Genomic DNA, 22,577 nt, shown 5'->3' on the forward strand with positions numbered 1-22,577 from the left:
AAGACGTTATGATTGAAATTAAAGGCTTGGCAAAAAGCTTTGCTTATGACAAAAAAGAAGCAAAGAAGAAAAAGAATAAAGTGGTCACAGACCCGCGTGAGGGTGATGGCGTGTTTCACGCTGTACGTGACGTTACTTTTAGTTGTGATAAGGGAAAGGTCTTAGGCCTTCTGGGACCAAATGGCGCTGGCAAAACTACGACTCTAAGGATGTTGTCGACGGCGCTAGAGCCAACTCAAGGTGAAATACTGATTAATGGTCATGACGTGACCAAAGAGCCTCGTTACGCCCAAAAATTAATCGGCTTCCTGTCAGGTAAAACTGGTTTGTACCACCGTTTAACCGTGCGTGAGAATGTTGAGTATTTTGGTCGTATGCACGGTCTTTCTAAGCAAACTATGGATGAGCGGATCGATAAGATTTTCACCATGTTAGATATGCACACCTTTGCAGGTAAGCGAGCAGATGATCTATCGACTGGTATGATGCAACGCGCCTCTATAGCTCGTGCTGTCATTCATGACCCTAAAGTATTGGTTTTTGATGAGCCAACGACAGGACTTGATGTCATTTCGGCAAAAACGGTTTTAGACTTCATTGAAAGTTACAAAGAGACCGAAATGTCAGTGATTTTTTCCACACACCATTTGCATGAAGTGGAACGTTTGTGTGATGACGTATGTTTAATTGATCTCGGCGAAACAAAGTTCTTCGGCTCGACCCAAGAGTTCGCGGCGCAAACGTCGTCTGGAAATTTATATGATGCCTTCTTGAGCAATGTTAATAAAAAGGAAGAGGTGGCTTAATATGTGGTTAGTTTATAAAAAAGAATTACTTGAAATTCTACGTGATAAGAAAACATTAATTTTTTCGATTTTGCTGCCAACGATTATTTTTCCAGTCTTATTTTTTGGTATTGGTAAATTCACGCAAAGCAAAACTGAAGAAGCCGAGACAAAAGAGTTGAAGGTTGCTTTCGTTAATGCAGCTGCTTTTGAAGGATTATCCACACTGTTTACTGCTGAAAAGCATTTCAAGAAAGTGGAGATAAGTAGTAACGACTATAAAGAAGAAATTTTAGAAGATAATGTTGACTTCATTATCGAAGTTCCAGAGGGTACTAAGTTACCTTCAGATAGTCGTAAACAGGAAGTGATTAACCTTTACTATAAAGGTTCTTCTAAGCTCGATAATATCTCAAGCAAGCGAGTTAAAGATATTATTGAAGCCTACAATAATACTGAGCGTTTAGCTTTGGGTGCTCGGTTTAACTTATCAACGGATAATATCAAGGCATTCAATAAGCCGATAGCTGTCGAGAATCAGAACTTTGCATCTGAGAGGGAGCGTATGGGCGAATTTGCAGGTCCTTTAATCGCTTACATCCTTATTGCTCTGGCGGTTTCTGGTGCTATGTATCCTGCGTTAGAGCTAGGTGTTGGTGAAAAAGAGCGGGGCACCTTAGAAACGTTGCTGTTGACGCCTATGACTAAAGGTAAAATTGTCATGGCAAAGTTCGGTGTCATCTTTACTGCAAGTTTCTTTACGGTGATAGTGACGCTCTTAAGTTACTTTATATGGACTTATATTTTCACCATGGGTGGAAAAATGGGCGGTTTAGATTTCTTATCGAATATTTCAGGGCTGGATCTACTATTGGTGGCTGTGTTACTTGTTCCACTGACTAGTATTTTTGCCTCGATTATGTTGAGTGCTTCTATTTACGCTAAAAACATGAAAGAAGCACAAGCTTACATGTCACCAATTTTTATGTTGGGCTTTATGCCCGTCATTGTTGCGTTTGTTCCTGGTATGGAACTGAACGTTAAAACGGCTATGATTCCGATTACTAACGTTGCGCTAGCGATGAAAGATTTGGTGAAGGGGACGGTAGACTATGGAATGATTACGGTGCTTTTAGCATCAACCGTGGTTATCGCTGGAGCATTACTTTACTTTACAACGCAGTTTTTCAAGAAAGAAAAAGTGCTGTTCAGAAGCTAAAGATTGGGTTAGCTTAGAAATAAAAAAAGGGCCGTTACGGCCCTTTTTTTATGGATGTAAATCTTTTAGCGATAAATGGTCAGGGTCTGTCCTGGGCGAATAATGCTTCGCTTATTGAGGCGGTTCCACTTCGTTAAGTCGCTGATTTTCACTTTAAACTTGCGAGCGATTGCCGATAAAGAATCGCCACTTTTCACCTTGTAAGAGGTTTTAGCTGAAGCAAATTGAGAGTACTGCTTTGGCCAAACTTTTAAACGCTGCCCGATTCGTAAGGTACTGTTTTTGTTGATATTATTCCAGCGAGCGACTTGCGTAGAGCTGACGCCAAAGCGTTTGCCGATACTCCATAAATTATCGCCACTGCGAACTGTGTACGTCTGGTAACGACGACGCTGACGATTTTTATCAAGCGTTGCCATGAAGTTTAGTTCGTGCTCGGATGCATTGGCAAAGCCGGGCATTTTTAGAACTTGACCAACTTTTAGGAAGTCTGACTTTAGTTTGTTCAGGTTTTTCAAGTAAGAAACAGTGGTGTGATGCTTTTTAGCGATACTACTAAGGTTATCGCCAGATTTAACCGTGTAAGTTAATAATCCCAGTGCTTTGCCGGGCTCAATGTCCATGATACCTTTTTGGAACAGCTGGACATTTTTTGTTGGCACAAGAATATTCGCTTTACCATGCTCTTCTGGGATAAACAGTTTGTTATAAGCAGGATTGAGACGATAAAAAACATTCTTATCAATATTCGCAATTTTAGCGAGCTCCATCAAGTTAGCAGGGGCTTCGATGCTGACTTCTTTAAACGCTGGTGTATTTTCAATGAAAGGTAAGTCGACACCAAAATCCTTTGCGTTGAGGAAAATATTGGATAAAGCGATCCATTTAGGCACATGACGCATCGTCTCGCGTGGTAGTTTCAGCGACCAGTAGTCGGTGGCTTTACCTTGGCGACGGTTACGCTTCATGGCTTTTAAAACATTGCCTTGTCCGACATTATAGGCAGCCACTGTTAAAAGCCAGTCGCCATCAAACATCTTGTTTAAGTACTCATAATAGTCCAATGCGGCATGAGTTGAGGCAACCACATCACGACGGCCGTCGTACCATTGATCGATCGTTAAACCAAACCCTCGTGCGGTTCGCGGCATGAACTGCCATAAACCCGCTGCTTGTACGACTGAGTGGGCAAGCGGATCGAAGTTACTTTCCACCATTGGTGTGAAAGCAAGCTCGACTGGCATATTACGCTTTTCAAGCTCGGTGATAATGTAATGTAAATAAGGCGCTGCTTTGTTGGCGCGATCAACTAAGTGGTCGGTACGACTCAAAAAACGTTTTTGATGCGACTCTACACGCGAGTTAGTGATGTGTGTTAACGACTGTTTCTTCGACAACTCTTCCCATAAATTCACGGGTGGTAGAGGCGTTAAGTCTTTTGTTACTAACTCAACCTCAGGAGATAGCTCATCCTGAGCAATATCAGGCGTTGGTAATGGCTCACTTTGACTCGATGGTTTGTGGTCAGCTATATCGTCGTCAGACTTTTTTTGTAAGCTGCTACAGGCACTTAGTACCAATAGCGATAAAATGGCAATGCGCTTCATAAGAAATTATTGTTTAAAAATTATCTTTTAGTTGACGGATTGTAGCAAAAGTTCTGACTGGATCGGAGAAAGTTTTCTCTGCTGAGGCTTTGCTGGCTGTTTTCTGGACAGAGTCCTCATTGCATCTGAGAAATGGGTTAAAGGCTAACTCGTCGCCAATGGTAGAAGGAAGGGTTGGTTTGTTTTCGCTTCTAAGTTGTTGAGAATGTTGTATTTCTTTATCAATGGCATCATTGTTTGGCTCCACTGACTGGGCGAATCTCAAGTTGGCCAGAGTGTACTCATGAGCGCAATAAACCTTTGTATTTTCTGGTAATTTAGCAAGCTTCTGTAGTGACTCTAAAAATACCGGAGGTGTGCCCTCAAACATACGGCCACAGCCGGCTTTAAACAAGGTGTCGCCACAAAACAACGCGTCATGACCATAAAAGGCAATATGCCCCATGGTGTGGCCAGGAACTTCAATCACAGAGAACTGATATTCCTTATTTAAAACAGACACTTCATCACCTTCAACCAGATCACGGTCAGCAAAAGGTTGGTTGTCACGTTTGGGCGCAAATACCTGGCATTGATAGCGGTTTTTTAGGGTTTGAACGCCACCAATATGGTCATTGTGATGATGTGTGATTAGAATAGTCTCTAGTGATAAGTCATGGCATTCAATGTAATCAATAACTGGGTTAGCATCTCCTGGATCGACCACTGTGACAGCGTTCGAGTTAGAGGAATGAATGACCCAGATGTAATTATCGCTGAAGGCGCATAATGGTATGACTTTCATAGTATTATTCACAATTTCGAGTAAGTGTATTTGCTTGGGTGTAAAACTCAGGTTAGCATGAGAATACTCTACAAGACAGGCTAAAACCTAGCAACTAAACAGGTAGCAATGGAACGATTATTTGAGTTGAGTTGGCCTAAAATGCCCGCAGGAAACCGTTTACGGTATCTGTGGCAGGAGTGGTTGCAGCTGCATATGGAAGAGTACCATGGGGGTTACTTGCTGACTCTTGATAGTTTGACGCAAAGTTTAAGCTTGCCGGATAATGTTTTTGAGTATCATGTTCGCTTAGGCGATGGCTTGTGTCACTCTGTAGAAGCGAAGCCTGATGAGTTGCCCATTATGACGGACTCCATACAGGCAGTTGTACTGAGCAATGTATTTGAGTATGCCGAGAATCCCAGCGTCTTACTCGGAGAAGTACACAGGGCTCTAGCGCCACAAGGAATTCTGTATGCATTATTATATGCGCCGCTTAATCCTTGGATGCTAAAAGCCAGAGGGCGTCTTTCTCGGACTAAAAAAGAACTTCCAGCACATACTATCGGTATTCATCGCTATGAAGAGTGGTTAAACTTACTCGGTTTTAATACATTGGAAACTGAAGTTGTGGGCTGCCCATGGTGGCGAGGTTTTAAGGAGTTTGAGAAAAAGTCTGATATGTCAAAAGCATGGCTGTCAGCCCCTATTGCCTATATGGTAAAAGCTCAGAAAAAAGTATCAACGATGACGCCGCTACGCCCGATAGAGCGAGAAGCGTTAGCCATTGGCGGTAAATTGGCCAATATCTAAAACACACAATAAATAAAGGCTAGACACAGATTTTGAAAACGATTGAAATATTTACCGATGGTGCGTGCAAAGGTAATCCGGGCCCTGGCGGCTGGGGGGCTTTGTTGCGCTACGGTAAGCACGAAAAGAAGCTGTATGGTGGAGAGCTAGACACGACCAACAACCGTATGGAGTTAACCGCAGCTATTGAGGCGCTTAAAGCATTGAAGCGTCCCAGCAAGGTAGAGCTCACGACTGACTCGGTATACGTTAAAAATGGCATAAACCAGTGGCTAGAAGGGTGGAAAGCTAAAGGTTGGAAAACTGCGGCTAAGAAACCTGTTAAAAATCAGGATTTATGGCAGGCTTTGGACGAACAAGTGGTTAAGCATCAAATCAATTGGCACTGGGTAAAAGGCCATAGCGGTCATACTGAGAACGAGATTGCTGATGAGTTAGCGAATCTTGGTGTTGAGAAAGCTTTGCAAGAGCGATAAAAGGTAGCGCATGAGACAGATTGTACTAGATACAGAAACCACTGGTTTAGAACCTGGAGATGGTCACCGCATTATCGAGATCGGTTGTGTGGAATTGGTGAATCGAAAATTAACCGGTAATCACTACCATCAATACATCAAGCCACAACGTGAAATTGATGAAGGTGCGATTGAAGTTCATGGTATTACCAACGAATTTCTTGCGGATAAACCCCTTTTTGAAGACATTGCCGAGCAGTTCTTAGAGTACATTGACGGTGCTGAGTTGGTCATTCATAACGCGCCGTTTGATGTTGGCTTTATCGATCATGAATTGAAGTTATGGGACCATACTAAAGGTAAAACATCGGACTATTGTACGGTGCTCGATACTTTGGTTTTGGCTCGTCAAATGCACCCCGGTCAGCGAAATAGCTTGGATGCTTTGTGTAAGCGATACGACATCGATAATGCCCACCGTGAGCTTCACGGCGCTTTGCTCGATTCTGAGATTTTAGCTGACGTTTACCTGCGTATGACGGGCGGGCAAACGAATTTGACCTTGGGCCGTCAGTCCAGTCCCAATGCTGAAACCGGTGAGTTGCCAGTGCGGAAAATCGCTACTAACCGACCAAGCTTAAAAGTCATTAAGGCGTCGGATGAAGAACTGAAAGCCCATAATGAAAAACTAAAGAGTATTAAAGCTGAGTTATGGGACTAATTTGTCATTAGTTATTCTTATCAGTTTGCTCAAAAAATCTCACCTAAAACTGAGCAAACAATGATCAATCCCACTAAGAATGGTTTAAAAAATAATCAGTTTGAACCATTCTTAGTGGTATGAAAGTCATACAATCAAATCTTAAAACCTTCACCTAGGTGCAATGCCTCGGTCTATTCGCCCAAAAAACGCAAAAATAATTGCTACTCTATACAGCTTATTTATGTAGTTATTGAGACATCAGTTTTGCTCAGAAAGTAGTCTGGGGTTTGCTTGCGCGGTATTTTGGGGGTTGCTACAATCACTTGAGTTTATTGCGTATAACGCACTTTTTGATGTGGAGGCTCCTGCCACTTGCGGAGCTTTTTTATTGTTCAGATTAGGTACATTAAGACTAGATGAAAAAAAACAATAGCTTTCGTTACATCATCAGCTTGATCATTGTGCTGTCGCTTATATGGATAGGTAACTCGGGTTACTTTAACGGTTTACTACTTTCTTTAGGCGCGGTGTCGGTGGCATTTGTCGTCTTTATGGCTTATCGATTAGACATCGTTGATGAAGAGTCTCAACCGTTGCAGGTGAGTCGTCGTATTGTTGTCTATTGGTTGTGGTTACTGAAAACCTTGATACAGTCCAATGTCACTGTCGTTAAGCGGATCTGGCAAGGGCCTAAGTCTATCAATCCTGTTGTGGCTAGGATTCCAACCAGCCAAAAAACAGAGATGGGTCAGACTATCTATGCGAACTCAATCACCCTAACGCCAGGTACGACGACGCTGGATATCGAAGGCGATACTCTGATTGTTTATGCTCTTTCTTATGACGGTATTCAATACTTACTCGGTGGTGAGATGGATCGTCGTGTTAAGCGTTTGGAGGAATAATGTTTCTAGCAGCAGCTATTGCTATATTGGTTGCAATGGTGCTTGCGTTATTGCGAGCGCTTATGGGGCCAACACTTTACGACCGTATTCTATCGGTTAATGCCTTTGGCACTAAAACCGTACTGTTTATTGCTATCTTGGGCTTCTTAATGGGGCGCCCTGAGTTTTTAGATATCGCTTTGGTTTATGCCCTAATTAACTTTATTGCCATGATCGGCGTATTACGCTTCTTTGAATACAAGCAAGTCGAAACTGTTGCAGATAACCAAGAGGATCAGCAATGAGTGAATTAATCGATGGTCTAAGCTGGGGACTTTTATTGCTGGGTGGCTTTATTTGTGTATCTGGCGGCATCGGAATGCACCGTTTCCCCGACTTCTTTAGCCGTATGCATGCGGCGAGTGTGACGGACACGCTTGGCGGGACCTTGGTTTTGCTAGGTTTGATGCTGCAAGTGGATGGCCAGTACTTAGTGTTGGTGAAATTGGTGCTCGTTTTATTGTTTATATTACTCACCAGCCCAACAGGCAGTCACGCATTAGCTAAAGCGGCCTTGCACGGTGGTTTACGACCAAAGCTAGGAAGTAAACAAGACGAGAAGGACGCTGATGTATTGAATAATTTTGGGCGTACAGATGCGCCTGACACAGATAAGAATAAGGAGTAGAGCCATAGAGATTTTAATTAATGTCATCCTGCTGGCGTTCTTAGCAATTACTGCTCTGTCCTTAGCCTTCACTAAGGATCTGTTCGCTTCAGTGATGTTGACGGGGATTTACAGTCTATTGTCGGCAGCCTTCTTTGTCTTAATGGATGCTGTTGATGTGGCCTTTACGGAAGCGGCTGTTGGTGCGGGAATTTCAACCATTTTGATGGTGACGACCCTGACCATGACCGGACGCTTCGAGAATCGTAAATTACATCATCCGAAAATTGCTTTAAGTGTTGTCATTGTTACCGGAGTTATGCTGATTATCGGGACTATGGACATGCCGGCATTTGGCTCAGACACGGCACCGGCGCAAGTTCACGTAGGCCCTTACTACATTATGCAGTCGGGTGAAGATATTGATATTCCTAACATCGTTACCTCGGTATTAGCCAGTTATCGTGGCTTCGATACTTTTGGCGAAGTGGTCGTGGTGTTTACTGCGGTGATCGGTGTTTTGGCATTACTTGAGTTTTCGCGCAAAGAGAATGAAGTCGCTGAAAGACCTGCGCCAATGTTCCAGCATAAGATTTTGCGTATTGTGAGCAAAATTCTAATCCCACCCATTATGTTATTCGCGTTATATGTTCAATTTCACGGCGAGTATGGCCCTGGTGGTGGTTTCCAAGCGGGTGTTATTTTTGCTTCGAGCATTATTCTTTACGCCATGTTATTTGGCATTGAGCAAACGCGCAAGGCGGTGTCGATGCCAGTGGTTAAAATTTTGGCTGCACTTGGCGTTTTGATTTACGGTAGCGTCGGTATTGTGAGTATGCTTAATGGTGGCAACTACTTGAATTACAGCGTTCTAGCGGAGAATGATATTACTGGACAACATGTCGGTATCATCATTATTGAGCTGGGCGTGGGTATTACGGTTGCGACAGCGATGATTTTGATCTTCTTAACCTTTGCTAGAAGAATCGGCAAAACCAACTCCAATTCGAGTACGAAGGAGGGGACTGCATGAGCTTTCTAGAACAATATAATTACTGGATTGTCATTTTCCTCATGATGAGCGGTTTTTATATCGTGATTGCACACGGTAATTTAATCAAAAAGCTGATGGGGTTAACGATTTTCCAGACGTCGGTGTTTATTCTATACATCAGTATCAGTAAAGTGATTGGCGGAACTGCGCCAATTCTTGATGATCGATACACCATTTACTCAAACCCTTTACCTCACGTATTAATCCTGACGGCGATTGTTGTTGGCGTTGCTACCACAGCGCTAGGCTTGGCTTTAGCGGTGCGAATTAAAGAAGCTTATGGCACCGTTGAAGAAGACGTGATTCAAGAAAAAGATTTACAGCAAGAGGGTTCTGCAGAGTGATTCAACATTTACCTATTTTGCAGGTAATCATTCCATTACTTGCAGCTCCAATATGCTTCATTCTAAAGGAAGCGCGTCTGGTACGTTGGTTTGTATTAATCGCCAACGTCATGGCTTTTGTCATCAGCATTATGCTGCTCCAGCAAGTCAATCTACACGGCACACTGGTTTATTCGCTAGGAGGCTGGGAAGCGCCAATCGGTATTGAGTATCGGATTGATGAGCTGAATGCTTATTTGCTGATACTGGTCACTTCAATCAGCACTATTACGTTGATGGCGGCTGGCAAAAGCTTGACCAAAGAAATTTCAGAGTCAAAAATCACCTATTTCTACATCGCATACATGCTGTGCCTCACAGGCCTGCTGGGTATCGTTGCGACAGGTGATGCCTTTAATGTATTTGTATTCCTAGAGGTTTCTTCATTAGCGTCTTACACCATGATTGCCATGGGTAATGACCGTCGTTCATTGTGGGCGTCCTATCAGTATCTGATTATGGGGACCATTGGGGCGACCTTCATATTGATTGGTATTGGTCTGATGTACATGATGACTGGTACTCTGAATATGTACGATCTTGCGGAGCGCTTACCAGAAGTTGAGCATACGAAAACTATATTCACAGCGTTTGCGTTTTTCTTGGTGGGTGTTTGCTTAAAGCTGGCTTTATTCCCGTTACACCTATGGTTGCCTAACGCTTATGCTTATGCGCCATCAATCGCAACCGTATTCTTGGCTGCGACGGCGACTAAAGTGGCGATTTACGTCCTGCTACGCTTTATATTCTCGGTCTATGGCTTCGAGTTCTCCTTTGCGCATCTTCCTTTGACTGAAATATTGGTCAGCTTGGGACTGCTTGGTGTGATTGCAGCGTCAATCGTGGCGATTTATCAGACTAACGTTAAGCGCTTGTTTGCCTACTCCAGTGTCAGTCAAATTGGCTACATGATATTAGGCATTGGTGTCGGTTCAAAAACGGGCTTAACAGCGACGATGTTACACCTGTTTAATCATGCTCTGATGAAAAGCGCCATCTTCTTGGCTTTAGCGGGCGTGGTCTATCGAGTGGGTAGCGTGAATATTAAAGCGTTCGCTGGACTCGGGCGTCAAATGCCTTGGACCATGGCAGCGATTTTAGTCGGTGGCTTGAGCTTGATCGGCGTGCCTCTGACGGTCGGTTTTGTCAGCAAGTGGTATCTGGTCTTAGCGTTATTAGAGAGTAATATGTGGCCGGTTGCTGTGTTGGTGTTAGTTGGTTCTCTGTTGGCGATGGCTTATATCTGGCGTCTTGTTGAAGTCGCTTACTTCAAGCCAGCGCTACAAAATAATCAAGCTTACAAAGAGGCGCCGTTGGCCATCCTCATTCCCGCGTGGATTTTTGTGATAGCGAATATTTACTTCGGTATTGATACCAGCTTTACCGCTGGTGTTTCAGAGAAAACCGCAGAATTGTTGTTTGGGGGCGTTCGATGATAGACGCAATCATGACTCAAGACCTATTAATGCAATGGATCATCATTTTGCCACTACTGGCGATCCCTGGAATTTTATTGTTCCACAAAACGCCAAACTTGCGTGAGGCTGCGACGCTTATCGTCGGTGGCCTGTTGTTAATCGCGGTTATCGCTTTCTACCAAGGTTTTGACGCTGGGAAAGCGCCATATGTTCATTGGTGGGAGCTGATGCCTGGGCTGGATATAGCGTTCCGAGCAGAGCCTTTGGGTGTATTATTCAGCTTAGTTGCAGGCTCATTGTGGTTAGTGACGTCAGTGTACGCAATAGGCTACATGCGTGGCCATGGCGAAACGAATCAAACTCGTTTTTACTGCTGTTTCGCCATTGCGATCTCAGGCGTGATGGGCTTGGCCTTTGCGGATAATTTATTCACCTTATTCGTATTCTATGAAGTACTGACCCTTTCAACCTATCCGTTGGTGACTCACGCGGGCACAGACAAGGCGCGACATGGTGGCCGAGTTTACTTATCCATCTTGTTGAGTACCTCTATTCTATTCTTCCTATTCGCGATTATTGGCACTTGGGCTGAAGCTGAAACACTCACTTTCGTGCAAGGTGGTGTTTTTGATACGACTACGTCTAAAACAGTGCTATCGGTGCTATTGGTACTCTTTATTTTCGGTATCGGCAAAGCCGCTGTGATGCCTTTCCATCGTTGGCTACCGGCTGCAATGGTCGCGCCGACACCGGTCAGTGCGTTATTACACGCAGTGGCAGTAGTGAAGGCGGGTGTCTTCACTATCCTGAAAGTGTGCGTGTATATTTTTGGTATTGACTTACTGGCTGACCTAGCGATTACCGATTGGTTGTTATACCTAGCCACGGCAGGCGTGCTATTAGCCTCGTTAGTTGCGATGCGCCAAGATAACCTAAAAAAGCGTTTAGCCTACTCAACAGTAGGGCAGCTGGGTTACATCACTATTGGTGCTTTATTAGCAACCCAAGCCGGTGTTTTAGGCGGTGCCTTGCATATCGTGGCTCACGCTTTCGGTAAGATTACCTTATTCTTCTGTGCCGGCGCGATCATGGTTGCTGCCCACAAAACTGAGATTAGCGACATGCGCGGTCTTGGTAAATCCATGCCGATTACCATGATTGCGTTCTTTATCGGCAGTATGAGCATTATTGGGTTACCGCCAGCTGCGGGTATGTGGAGCAAATGGTATTTATTCATGGGAACGTTGGAAGCGGATCAGTTAGCCGTGATGATTATTTTGATGATCAGCTCACTGCTTAACATCGCTTACTTGTTACCAATTCCGTTACGCGCCTTCTTTGATGGTGAGCGTAGCGTGGTTACTATCCAACGTGACCAAGTTAAAGAGGCCCCTTGGCCCAGTTTATTAGCATTGAGTATTACTGCGATTATGACGATGGTTTTCTTTTTCTGGCCTCAAGTTTTCTATGGCTTAGCTGAGTCGCTTGCAAGCGTCGCTGGAGGGACTAATGGATAAGCAAAACGATAACGAGAAACAGTACTTATTTGATAATCCTAAAAACGTAAAACGTTTGCTATACATTGTGTATGCCTGCTGTGCGATATTAGTCTTACTCGAGTTTGTGATTCACCGCCACATTTACCATTCGTGGGAAGAGCTGTTTGGCTTTTACCCGATCTATGGCTTTGTGGGTTGTGTTGTCTTGGTATTAGTCGCAAAGTGGATGAGAACTTTTTTGATGCGTGACGAAGATTATTACGACAAGATTGAAAAGAAGCAGCACCCAGCGCCATTAAATCAATCAAAAGAAACTGTGCAAGCGCAAGGAGGTAACGATGTGGATGCCTGAGTTACCAGCGTTTGTCCCGTTCTTTATTGGCGCACTGATTGCTTTAGTCACTACCGGAAAGGTTCGTCAGGCGGTGTTATTAATCACACCAGTGTTGAGCGGCCTGCATTTATTGACCGTGCCAGTGGGGACCATATTAAGCTTTAGTTTCCTCAACTTTGAACTCGAAGTCTTTGAAGTCGATAAGCTGAGCCTGTTATTTGGTTATATTTTCCACATTGCAGCCTTTATCTGCATGCTATTCGCTTTGCACGTTAAAGATACGTTGCAACAAGTCAGTGGCTTATTGTACGCCGGTAGTGCTATTGGAGCCGTGTTTGCCGGGGACTTGATAACCCTGTTTATCTTCTGGGAATTGCTAGCCGTTACCTCAGTCTTTTTGATTTGGGCGCGACGCACTGAGCGAGCTTATATTGCAGGCCTTCGTTATTTAATCATTCAAGTCCTATCGGGCGTGGTGTTATTAGTCGGAATTGTGTTCTACGCCTATAAGCACCAGTCGATTAACTTCGAGTTTATTGGCCTAAATGATACCGCGAGTTGGTTAATCTTTATCGCCTTTGGTATCAAGTGTGCCTTCCCGATGTTGCACAACTGGTTAACTGATGCGTACCCAGAAGCAACACCAACGGGTACGGTTTTCTTGAGTGCTTTCACCACGAAGGTTGCCGTGTATGCACTGGCTCGCGCTTACCCGGGCACTGAGTTATTGGTTTATATTGGCGTTATCATGGCGTGCTTCCCAATCTTCTTCGCGGTTATTGAGAATGACCTGCGTCGTGTATTGGCTTACAGCATGATTAACCAGATTGGTTTCATGGTGGTGGGTATCGGTATTGGTACAGCCCTAGCGGTTAACGGTGCCGTATCTCACGCGTTCAACGATATCCTGTTTAAAGGTCTGCTATTCATGTCGATGGGTGCCGTCTTGCACATGACCGGTAAAATCGATGGTTCAAGGCTTGGTGGTCTCTACAAGACCATGCCAAAGACCGCGATTTTATGTATGGTTGGTGCCGCCTCTATTTCCGCTTTCCCGCTATTTAGTGGTTTCGTCAGTAAGTCGATGGTGATGTCGGCTGCGCTGAATAACGGTTATGGCTGGGCCTGGTTACTGTTGTTATTCTCAGCGGCGGGTGTGTTCCACCATGCGGGTATCAAGATTCCGTATTTTGCATTCTTTGCGCATGACTCTGGTATTCGTACTTCAGAGCCACCTAAGAATATGCTGTTTGCGATGAGTATTGCGGCTGTTTTGTGTGTTGCGATTGGTGTTTACCCGCAGGCGCTGTACAGCCTGTTACCATTCGATACAGGGTATAATCCTTATGATGCGACTCACGTATTAACACAAACTCAGCTTCTGTTCTTCTCGGCACTGGCCTTCGTGTGGTTGAACTTACGCAATATGTACCCACCCGAGTTGCCGTCGGTTAACTTGGATATTGATTGGTTCTACCGTCGATTATTCCCAGCGATACTGACGCCATTCTTTGCTATGTTCTGGGCCGCTGATAGAGCCGTTCGAGGTATCTTTATGCGAGGCGTGAATGGGGTGCTTGGTTTAGTAGCGCGCCATGAGCCAGACGGTATTCTATCTAGAACACAACTATCAGGCAGTATGGTGATTTGGGTCAGTATACTGTTGGCCGTATTTTTGATATTGAGCTTTTGGTAGAAGTGTTAACGATTAAAAAAGCCGGCATTCGCCGGCTTTTTTGTTGCTTGAAAAACGTAGTTTATTGAACAATCACGAAGTTCTCAGTTTCTGGGCAAACACCTTCAAAGTTCACTCGATATCTCCAGTCTGCAGTTGTATCGCCAAACGGAGGGTTACCAGTTTTAAGGTAAGCTTCTGAGCGGACACAGTATTGTGGTGAAATATTGTGTTTGCGGCCACTGCCTTTCGGGTTGTCATATTCAAAAGTCTGAACATTAAAACCTTTACCAATGCCTGCGCCAAAGCCACGATGTTTGTTGGCGAAGCATGACGACGCGGATAAACAAGTTAAGTCGTTTACTTGGATTGACCCTCTGTGAACGTGATGATCAAAATATTCAGACACAGATTCTTGGTTTAGCTTTTTAACATTAGCGTTTAACCAGTTTAGTAGGTTGGTGCCAGGAACGGTAATACTGATATTGCCTGTGTTGTACGTTACCGGGTGTTTACAGTTGTCCCATTCACGAGTGTCGCGACACGTATCCATGGCAATGATAATTTCAGCTTGCGAGCTTCCACACTGGTATGGCGTTGACTGCCCATAATCCCCCCAAGGGTCACAACGTTCGCGGTGTTGAACACTGATATCTAACCAGCGACGCATTTGTGCGAGAATACCCTGAGTTCCACGATAATCTGCGAAAATCTCACTGTGATCGAAGTTGTTGTAAACGGTTGGGCGTTGATAGTTAGTCGTGGCAAAGTCTACGGCAGCCCAGTTACTTTCAGAGGTGTTTTGAACGAACTGGTTGTACTTATCCATGACGTTTGCAGTAGTGATGCTAGCGGCAAGTCCTGGAGGCCCACCAACTTGATCGGCATTAATGGTGACCTGTAAGTTATCAAGGGTTTGTTTAAGAGAGCTTGAAGACCCTGCGGCACCATTGGCTGAGAAAATGTCGCCAATTTTTAAGCCCAGTTCCGCTTTTTTGGATTCACGCTCTTCATAGCTGTACTTTTTAGCATCAAACATAAAGACTAGATACAGCGCAGAGCCTAGGTTTGCACTACTGATAAAGTTATCGCCGCAGCGCTCACGGAAGTCCGCTTTTGCTTCGTCATCATTAGGTGATAACACCTGATTAACCAGTTGAGGGTAGATAGCATCAGTTGGTGTGTTAAGTTTCCAGAATTCGCGACGGTTTTTAACTTTTACGACAAAACGTACATGTTGCTCATCTGATACCGACTTAACGTAACGTTCTTTTTCACCGGATAACCCTAAGCTAAAGTCATCGCCAGTAAAGCCCACTTTAGCAGATGCCGATACTTCTAATAATTCTGCTAAATGACGATTATTATTGACGTAGTCAATGCCGAAAGTACTCGGCTGTAATGGCGGGTTTTGCACAATTTCAAAGTCAGGGTGCTCAACGTTGAGACAAGTTTCTTTGAGCGCACCACGAACTAAGTCATAACCATCACCTAAAAAGAAGCGGTCTTGGTTAGTGGTAGTGCTGAAAGTCCCAGACGTTTGCCCAGCAGGGGTATCACGAGATAGCACAGTCTTAAAGCTTTGTGCACCTGCTTGATAAGTATTGTTTTTCTGATCTAAAGTGCTTAAGAAACTGTATTTGGAGTATAGATTAGGCTTGGGTTTGTAGTTAACAATCATTTTGTTGCTATAACGATAGCTACTACAGCCTTTAGAGTTACAAGAACGTACGCGATGGCGCTTGATCTTCTTACCAGCAGATTCTGTAAAGTATTTGCTACTGCCGTATCCGTCATATACCTTAGACCAGCTGCCATTATTAGTTTGGACGTATAATTCATTTCTAACTGAATAACCACCGCCATACCCAGGTTGCCAAGTCACACGATAATTGTTGTCATTAGTGTAAACGGGTGAGGTTATTGATGATGGTGTTCCGGGTGGTACGTAAGGCCCTGTTGAACCACCGCCACCGCCATCGCAGTCATCAATGGGGATAATCTCATCGACACGCTGAATCTCATTGGGGCCGCTTAGGGGTTCGATGCAAGGCTCAATTCTTTGAAGCTCTGCTTTTTGTGTTGAAGTGACTTGCTCTTTTTCTTGTGCTTGCGTTGTGGAAATCCAAAGCAAAGGCACAAGAGACGCCACAGTTAGACATTTAAGTGTTTTCATAGATTGTATCAACCTTATATATTTGTGAATTAGGCCGTTACAAGGTCGCATAATCTGCAAAAAGTTAGCTGATGTCGTTGTGATACTTTGTTAATTGTAATTTAATGGTAGTTTAATTGAAGAATCACAAAAATAACGATTTTATATGTTTATCAATGAGTTGCGTTGATTAAACTTTATAGCTGAAAGAGAAGCCCCTACTTTATGCCCGTAACAATCAAGATTGGGAATTGGTTCGTCTATCCTGATAACAATAAATTACGTTTTAATGATACGGATTTTTTCATCGAGCCGTTGGCGATGGATGTATTGGTTTATTTTACTCAACACCCGGAGCAAGTGGTTAGTCGTGAACGGTTAATCGATGCGGTATGGAAAGGTCGTATCGTCGGTGACCATGCCGTTTATAGAATTATTAACAAGCTGCGTCAGACTTTGGCTAAGGATGCTGGTCAGGAATACATTAAAACTATTAGGAAAAAAGGTTATCAGTTGATTTGCTCGGTTGAGCAGATACCAGAAATCGAAAATCCCAACACCACTAATCAAGAACAAATTCTAGAGTCTCTTGATGTTGAAATTGCTACTAAAGAGCAGGAACTAGCACAGAAAGCTTCTACTGTAAAAAGCGGTAGTGGGCAGCTAATGCCGACATGGAAAAAGACAGTAAAGTGGTCATTAAGCGGCATTCTCATCACCTTGCTGAGCATTTTTGCTGTTAAGCTTTACTTTTATAGTTCAATGACCAGCTATTACCGATCGACGCCTTTAATTACTTTAGAAGGAACCATTCGGGATCCAAGTTTTTCACCGGACGGTCAGTACATAGCCTTTAGTTATCAAGACCGGATGGGAGGTGATTGGGACCTGTATGTAGAGTCCCTTGTCGACGGTCGTTTGTATCAAATTACCGATGATATGACGGATGAACTCAAACCGACATGGTCGCCAAGAGGCAATCAGCTAGCGTTAATGCGCTATGACAATCAACGATGTCAGATTGATATTGTTGCAGTTCCAATCGTCAATAAAGCCGCAGCGGAAGATGATTTAGCCGAAGGATCGCTGGCCGAGTGTTTTGGAGTGCTGCAACATAATGACTTGGTGTGGGCGAGTGATGGAAAACACATCTTCTATACCAGTGCAGAAACTAAGGTTTCACCTTTACAGATTTTTAAGTTGACCATTCAAACGGGAAAAGTTGAGCAGTTAACGAATTATTCTCAGGGTGAAAGCCGTGGAGCTCTTGGTATCAAATTGTCTCCAAATAATCATCGCTTAGCTATCCTACGAGATGTTAATTGGCGAGATAGTTACATTGATGTTCTTGATTTAAAAGACCTTAAAACAAAAACCGAAAGAAAACTTGTTGGTTGGAATCGTTATTTTGATTGGTCTAATGATGGTAGAGCTTTGATTTATAATAGAAATTCAAAAGAAATTGACGCCTACGATCTGTCAATGAATATTGAAAAGAATATCGCCAAAAGCGTTGAAGCGATTACATTTCCGACTTATTCACCGACTAAATCCGAGTTGGCAGTGGTCACTGGACGTAAAATTGTTGATATTGTTGCTGAAGGTTTAGGGGGCAATATCCAAGGGGAGGGAAAGCCACTCACCGTGATCTCATCAAGTTCTATCGACAATTATGCAGAATATGCGAATACTTCCGATAAAGTCGCTTTTGTTTCTAGACGAACTGGAGAGGTTCAGGTTTGGTTAAAAAACACTGACGGTAGTGAGGTTCAGTTAACGGATTTTGAGAAAAGCTATGATATTCGACGGTTACGCTGGTCTCCAAATGATGAGGCGTTACTGTTTATTCACAACAAAACCTTATACCAGTTATCAGTCGGAGGAAGTAATAACGCTTTGAGGTCGATTTATCAGGCTCAAGAAGGTGAGTCAATAGAAGGCGAATCATGGACTAATGACGGGAAGGGGGTACTGGTTTCGTCAGATAAGGATGGTGATTGGCAGGTTTATCGTATGTCATTACTCGGTAGTGATGTTGAGCAAGTGACTTTTAAAGGTGGCTATGGGGCTTTTGAATCACCGCAGGCTCGAGGGGTTTACTACCTGAAGTACCATACGCAAGGACTGTGGTATCAAGATTACAGTACTAGGCAAGAGCACATGGTTTTGGATAATGTCGATATCTTCAGCAGTAACAGTATTTATCTGAGAGAAGGTAACCTGTATTACCTATCGGATGAATTTCCTAAGATGGCCATCTATCGTTTTGATGTGAAGCAGCAAGAAAGAGAGTTTATTCAGTATTACTTTGGCTCACCTTGGCAGATATCCATTTCCCATCAAGCGGATAAATTATTATATCAACGGAACATTCAAGCTCAGTCCTCATTAGTGCTATTGAAGCCTTGACGCAACTGCGGCAAAGCTCAATAGCAGCTTTTTGTTATCGTTATCGAATTAACAAAAGTAACCAAATAAGCGACACATTAGGCCTCGTTCTGATGTGTCTTCTCCATCATTACCGGTAGCAGGCGGTTCATCAGCTTGGAACTGCACTGGGGCTGGTGCTGTAAATACGTCACTATTCACTGATGAAAATCCCGTACCAAGAACTAAAGCAATTAGGACTGAAATTAATAGTTTCATTGTGTATCTCCTTCAAGTGTGGGTTGGATTCTTATTTGTATCTGTTGTTGTGTTTAGAGCTTCATGTAAGCACCAATTAGTCTAAATCTAGGGGGGAGTTTTGACTAGCTATCTTGCTTAATGTTTTTTTAATGGAAAGTTAAGGATGGGGCTTTCTGAGAGTAACGTGGGCTTGCTGGGTTATTTACTATTGTTCCGATAGTCGTGAAATAGATAAAATTCTGAGCGTTCTTTCTCGCTAGCGCTCTGTTATAAGGTTTATCTTTGTAGCCTTTTAAGGTATTTTACATCGATTGCGTATCAAATAAGATACTGCAAGGCGGTCTCTTGTGCGGGGTACACATAAGAGCACATTTGAGCAGCCGCGACTGTTGCTGCTGGAAATGATTGACGCTATATGCTAAAAACAAGGTGAGAGATGACCTCTTACCAGTTATTTTAATATTAATTAAGTGGGGACGGCTGATGGCTTCTACAGCTAAAGCATTAACGCCAGCAGCATTTGCTGAGCAATACATCGTCGAGTCTATTTGGAATGGCAAGTTTCCAGCAGGCACGATTTTACCAGCTGAACGAGAGCTGGCGGAAATTATTGGGGTCACAAGAACTACGTTACGAGAAGTGTTACAACGCTTGGCTCGTGATGGTTGGTTAACGATTCAACATGGTAAGCCAACCAAGGTTAACGACATTTGGCAGTCAGCTACACTCAATGTGTTGGACACCTTGGTCACTCTAGATGATGCCGGTTCAATGACCTTGGCTGATAATTTGCTGCGTGCGAGGACATCGATTGCCAGTATTTTCTTACGTGATGCTGTGAAAAACGGTGCAGAGAAAATGTTGGACGTGTTAGCTACTTTGGATAGCGTGGGCAATACAGCGGAAGCCTATATTGATTTCGACTGGCACTTCCACCATACCGCCACACGAGCATCTGGCAACCCTATTTATACTTTACTATTAAATGGTTTTGAGTCGGTCTATTACAAAATTGGTCGCTTCTATTTCGGCTGGGAGCAAACTCGACGTTTAGCGTATAACTATTACCGTCAGCTTGAGATCGCTATTAAAGATGAAGATGCGGATAAGGTTGTTGAGATTCTTTGGGAATATGGTCATCAAAGTGGTGATCTTTGGAATAAGGCTAAAGGCGAAATGAAGTCCTTTAGTGAAATTGGCTAATATCCAGCTGGTAAGTCCACTTGCCAATAGGGGGCTTTACAGAGTAGGATTAGATCAATTTTTTATATAAACATAACTATCGGTTAAAAGCCGTATAAAACGTTTCACTAGAACGGGAGTTAGAAATGAAGAAAGCATTTTACGGAGTCGCGCTGATCAGTAGCCTTGTGCTGACTGCGTGTAGTGATGGCCCAGCTGAACCAAAAGTACCGGGTTCCGGTGATGGTAATACCAAATTTATTGCTCCAGTCTATGCTCCTGGGGATGGTGAAATCCCAGTTCCAAACGATTTGTTATTCAGCGGCTCTGCCGACTTAACACTTAACATCCCAACGGATGATCCTACTGATAAGTCAGATCCTCAGAATGCGATAAGTGGCCTTGACGGTTGGTCAACTCATGCGCCGTTTAACATCGAGTTTCGCGGTGCTATTGATGGTAATTCTATCGCTCCAGGACAAAACGTTCGTATATTCAAGGTAACGACAGCGCGTGGTGAAGTCATCGAAGGTTCAGGTATCCCTGGCCCTACGGGCCCAGTGACCGGCGTTGAAGCTGAACTAGCCGCTGGTACTGAGTTTGTAGCTGCTCCAAATGGCCCTGCAGCAATTGGTGTGGTTCCACTAGCGCCGCTTGAGCCTCAAGCGAGCTATATGGTAGTCGTCACTAATGGCGTTACTGACGTTAATGGCAATGCGGTTATTTCAGATACACAATTTTCTATCGCTAAGTCAACAGACCCAATTCCTGAAGGCTCTGCTACTGCAGCTCTAGAGCCTGTCCGTCAACTAGTGAACGCAATGCTAGCGGCCGCCGAGGGTGCTGGCGTGGTTCGTGATGACGTCGTTCTAGCGTACCAATTCACGGTTCAGTCTGTTGCTGACTCTTTGGTTGCTTCTAAAAGTGTTTACGTGGATTCTCCTCTAGCGACAGCAGGGGCCTCGAGCTTTTCAAGCCTGATGACAGACACTACACCGTTTACTGGTATTGGTGCTGCGAATTTATATAAAGGTGAATTCACCTTACCTTACTTATTAACTGCTCCGTCAATGACTAACCCGACAGCTCCATTAGATGAGCAGTGGGTCGGTGCCGACATGGTGCCGAATGGCCAAGGTGGCTTGATGGCAAACCCATTTGCGGGTGTTAACATTACATACGCTAACCCTTTACCTCAAAGAACAGGTGAAGAGTCGGTTCCATTGTTGGTATCTTTGCCTAAAAACCCACAATGTCCAACACCTTATCCAGTGATGATTTTCCAGCACGGTATTACTAGTGATCGTACAGCGATGCTAGGTATTGCAGATACCATGGCAAGCGCTTGTACTGCGGTTGTGGCGATGGACTTACCGTTGCACGGTATTGCGGCTGATAACCCAGTCCACCTTGGCTTACAGCAAGCGAGTGGTGGCTTAATCGGTATTTTCGAGGGCTATGCAGAAGGTGGTGCTCGTGAGCGTACATTCGGCGTGGACTATGTTGATAATGACACTTCTGCTCCAGGTCCTGACGGTATTAACGATAGTTCAGGTGCTCATTTCATTAACCTACAAAACTTGTTGGTTTCGCGTGATAACGTGCGCCAAGGTGTCTTAGATTTATTAGCGTTAGAAGCCGAGATTGGCAATATGGACGTTAATGGCGACACTATTGCTGATTTTGACAGCTCGAAGATTAGCTTCTTTGGTCACTCATTAGGCGGTATCGTCGGTTCGGATTACATGGCGTTATCGGCTAACGTTCAGCAGGGTGTTTTAGCAACTACATCAGGTAGCATCGCTCAGTTACTAAACGGTTCTCCAACCTTTGGCCCAGTAATCCGTGGCGGTCTTTCTGCTTCAACGGGTATTGCGGTTGATGACCCAGCATTTAATTCGCAAGTGTTGGCGCCATTCATGTTCGCAGCACAAACGGTTGTTGATTCAGCTGACCCAGTGAATTATGCAGCAATAGCTATCGCTAATAACAAGCCGACGCTCGGAATTCAGGTTCAAGGTGATACGGTTGTAACCAACACGGTAGATGGCGCGCCATTAGCTGGTAACACACCTCATGCAGCACTGTATGGGTTGCCAGTAGTCACTGATACGACTCAATCAAGCCGAGGTTCAATTAAAGTCTCTACAGGTACACATGCGACTCCGTTGACTCCAGCAGGCCCAGGTGGTGCGACTCAGTTCATCGATCAGACTACATTGATTCAGAATGCGATTGCCAAGTTCATTGCTTCTGGTGGTGTTTTGATTGAAATTACGGATCCATCGCTTATTGAACCTTAAAGCCTTATCCTTTAGGATGAAAAGCCCTCTTTATAGAGGGCTTTTTTTAT

At 44.0% G+C, this 22,577-nt stretch carries 21 protein-coding genes; 17 read left to right on the plus strand and 4 right to left on the minus strand.

What is annotated here, in order from left to right:
- Positions 1–8 precede the first annotated feature (8 nt).
- The gene (locus TQ33_RS03030) at positions 9–806 is read left to right on the plus strand and encodes an ABC transporter ATP-binding protein (protein WP_046560757.1); all 798 of its coding nucleotides are present in this window, start codon (positions 9–11) and stop codon (positions 804–806) included.
- A 1-nt stretch (position 807) separates the two neighbouring features.
- Positions 808–2,004, plus strand: a complete 1,197-nt coding sequence (locus TQ33_RS03035) for an ABC transporter permease (protein WP_046560758.1) — start codon at positions 808–810, stop codon at positions 2,002–2,004.
- A 65-nt stretch (positions 2,005–2,069) separates the two neighbouring features.
- Here TQ33_RS03035 and TQ33_RS03040 read toward each other — a convergent pair whose 3' ends face one another.
- Positions 2,070–3,611: a lytic transglycosylase gene (locus TQ33_RS03040; protein WP_046560759.1), complete on the minus strand. Its 1,542-nt coding sequence runs from the start codon at positions 3,609–3,611 to the stop codon at positions 2,070–2,072.
- A gap of 13 nt (positions 3,612–3,624) precedes the next feature.
- Positions 3,625–4,395 carry a hydroxyacylglutathione hydrolase gene (gene gloB, locus TQ33_RS03045; RefSeq protein ID WP_046560760.1) on the minus strand — a complete coding sequence of 257 codons (771 nt, stop codon included), beginning with the start codon at positions 4,393–4,395 and terminating at the stop codon, positions 3,625–3,627.
- 108 nt (positions 4,396–4,503) lie between these two features.
- Between gloB and TQ33_RS03050 the strand changes: the two genes are divergently transcribed.
- The 12 genes from TQ33_RS03050 (at position 4,504) to TQ33_RS03105 (ending at position 14,280) form a co-directional block, all read left to right on the plus strand.
- Positions 4,504–5,187: a methyltransferase domain-containing protein gene (locus tag TQ33_RS03050; protein WP_046560761.1), complete on the plus strand. Its 684-nt coding sequence runs from the start codon at positions 4,504–4,506 to the stop codon at positions 5,185–5,187.
- Positions 5,188–5,219: 32 nt separating this feature from the next.
- On the plus strand, positions 5,220–5,663 hold the full coding sequence (gene rnhA, locus TQ33_RS03055; protein WP_046560762.1) for a ribonuclease HI: 444 nt from the start codon (positions 5,220–5,222) through the stop codon (positions 5,661–5,663).
- 10 nt (positions 5,664–5,673) lie between these two features.
- Positions 5,674–6,363 (plus strand): DNA polymerase III subunit epsilon, encoded by a 690-nt coding sequence (dnaQ, locus tag TQ33_RS03060; RefSeq protein WP_046560763.1) that lies wholly within the window; start codon positions 5,674–5,676, stop codon positions 6,361–6,363.
- Positions 6,364–6,761: 398 nt separating this feature from the next.
- Entirely contained in the window at positions 6,762–7,250 is a 489-nt protein-coding gene (locus TQ33_RS03065; RefSeq protein WP_046560764.1) for a Na+/H+ antiporter subunit E, read from the plus strand.
- Entirely contained in the window at positions 7,250–7,534 is a 285-nt protein-coding gene (locus TQ33_RS03070; RefSeq protein ID WP_046560765.1) for a monovalent cation/H+ antiporter complex subunit F, read from the plus strand. Before TQ33_RS03065 ends, TQ33_RS03070 begins: the two co-directional genes overlap by 1 nt.
- Positions 7,531–7,917 carry a monovalent cation/H(+) antiporter subunit G gene (gene mnhG / locus TQ33_RS03075; protein WP_046560766.1) on the plus strand — a complete coding sequence of 129 codons (387 nt, stop codon included), beginning with the start codon at positions 7,531–7,533 and terminating at the stop codon, positions 7,915–7,917. Before TQ33_RS03070 ends, mnhG begins: the two co-directional genes overlap by 4 nt.
- Complete coding sequence (locus tag TQ33_RS03080) at positions 7,886–8,929, plus strand: DUF4040 domain-containing protein (RefSeq protein ID WP_071841089.1); 1,044 nt, start codon at positions 7,886–7,888, stop codon at positions 8,927–8,929. The genes mnhG and TQ33_RS03080 overlap by 32 nt, the downstream gene beginning before the upstream one ends.
- The gene (locus tag TQ33_RS03085) at positions 8,926–9,294 is read left to right on the plus strand and encodes a cation:proton antiporter subunit C (RefSeq protein WP_046560768.1); all 369 of its coding nucleotides are present in this window, start codon (positions 8,926–8,928) and stop codon (positions 9,292–9,294) included. Before TQ33_RS03080 ends, TQ33_RS03085 begins: the two co-directional genes overlap by 4 nt.
- Positions 9,291–10,769, plus strand: coding sequence for a monovalent cation/H+ antiporter subunit D family protein (locus tag TQ33_RS03090; protein ID WP_046560769.1), 1,479 nt, complete (start codon positions 9,291–9,293; stop codon positions 10,767–10,769). The genes TQ33_RS03085 and TQ33_RS03090 overlap by 4 nt, the downstream gene beginning before the upstream one ends.
- A complete protein-coding gene (locus TQ33_RS03095) occupies positions 10,766–12,268 on the plus strand; it encodes a monovalent cation/H+ antiporter subunit D family protein (RefSeq protein WP_169745461.1) in 1,503 nt (500 codons plus the stop codon). The genes TQ33_RS03090 and TQ33_RS03095 overlap by 4 nt, the downstream gene beginning before the upstream one ends.
- Entirely contained in the window at positions 12,261–12,602 is a 342-nt protein-coding gene (locus TQ33_RS03100; RefSeq protein ID WP_046560770.1) for a hypothetical protein, read from the plus strand. The genes TQ33_RS03095 and TQ33_RS03100 overlap by 8 nt, the downstream gene beginning before the upstream one ends.
- A complete protein-coding gene (locus TQ33_RS03105) occupies positions 12,589–14,280 on the plus strand; it encodes a Na(+)/H(+) antiporter subunit D (protein WP_046560771.1) in 1,692 nt (563 codons plus the stop codon). The genes TQ33_RS03100 and TQ33_RS03105 overlap by 14 nt, the downstream gene beginning before the upstream one ends.
- 61 nt (positions 14,281–14,341) lie before the next feature.
- Here the strand turns inward: TQ33_RS03105 and TQ33_RS03110 are convergent, their stop codons facing one another.
- The gene (locus TQ33_RS03110) at positions 14,342–16,435 is read right to left on the minus strand and encodes a hypothetical protein (protein WP_046560772.1); all 2,094 of its coding nucleotides are present in this window, start codon (positions 16,433–16,435) and stop codon (positions 14,342–14,344) included.
- A gap of 204 nt (positions 16,436–16,639) precedes the next feature.
- Here TQ33_RS03110 and TQ33_RS03115 point away from each other — a divergent pair, with 204 nt between their 5' ends.
- Positions 16,640–18,823, plus strand: a complete 2,184-nt coding sequence (locus TQ33_RS03115; RefSeq protein ID WP_046560773.1) for a winged helix-turn-helix domain-containing protein — start codon at positions 16,640–16,642, stop codon at positions 18,821–18,823.
- 48 nt (positions 18,824–18,871) lie between these two features.
- Here the strand turns inward: TQ33_RS03115 and TQ33_RS03120 are convergent, their stop codons facing one another.
- The gene (locus tag TQ33_RS03120; protein WP_046560774.1) at positions 18,872–19,060 is read right to left on the minus strand and encodes a hypothetical protein; all 189 of its coding nucleotides are present in this window, start codon (positions 19,058–19,060) and stop codon (positions 18,872–18,874) included.
- Between the two features lie 465 nt (positions 19,061–19,525).
- Here TQ33_RS03120 and fadR point away from each other — a divergent pair, with 465 nt between their 5' ends.
- Complete coding sequence (gene fadR / locus TQ33_RS03125) at positions 19,526–20,245, plus strand: fatty acid metabolism transcriptional regulator FadR (RefSeq protein ID WP_046560775.1); 720 nt, start codon at positions 19,526–19,528, stop codon at positions 20,243–20,245.
- Positions 20,246–20,370: 125 nt separating this feature from the next.
- Positions 20,371–22,527 carry a hypothetical protein gene (locus tag TQ33_RS03130; RefSeq protein WP_046560776.1) on the plus strand — a complete coding sequence of 719 codons (2,157 nt, stop codon included), beginning with the start codon at positions 20,371–20,373 and terminating at the stop codon, positions 22,525–22,527.
- The last annotated feature ends 50 nt before the right edge of the window (positions 22,528–22,577 follow it).

This window comes from Kangiella geojedonensis (assembly GCF_000981765.1).
Classification (GTDB): domain Bacteria; phylum Pseudomonadota; class Gammaproteobacteria; order Enterobacterales; family Kangiellaceae; genus Kangiella; species Kangiella geojedonensis.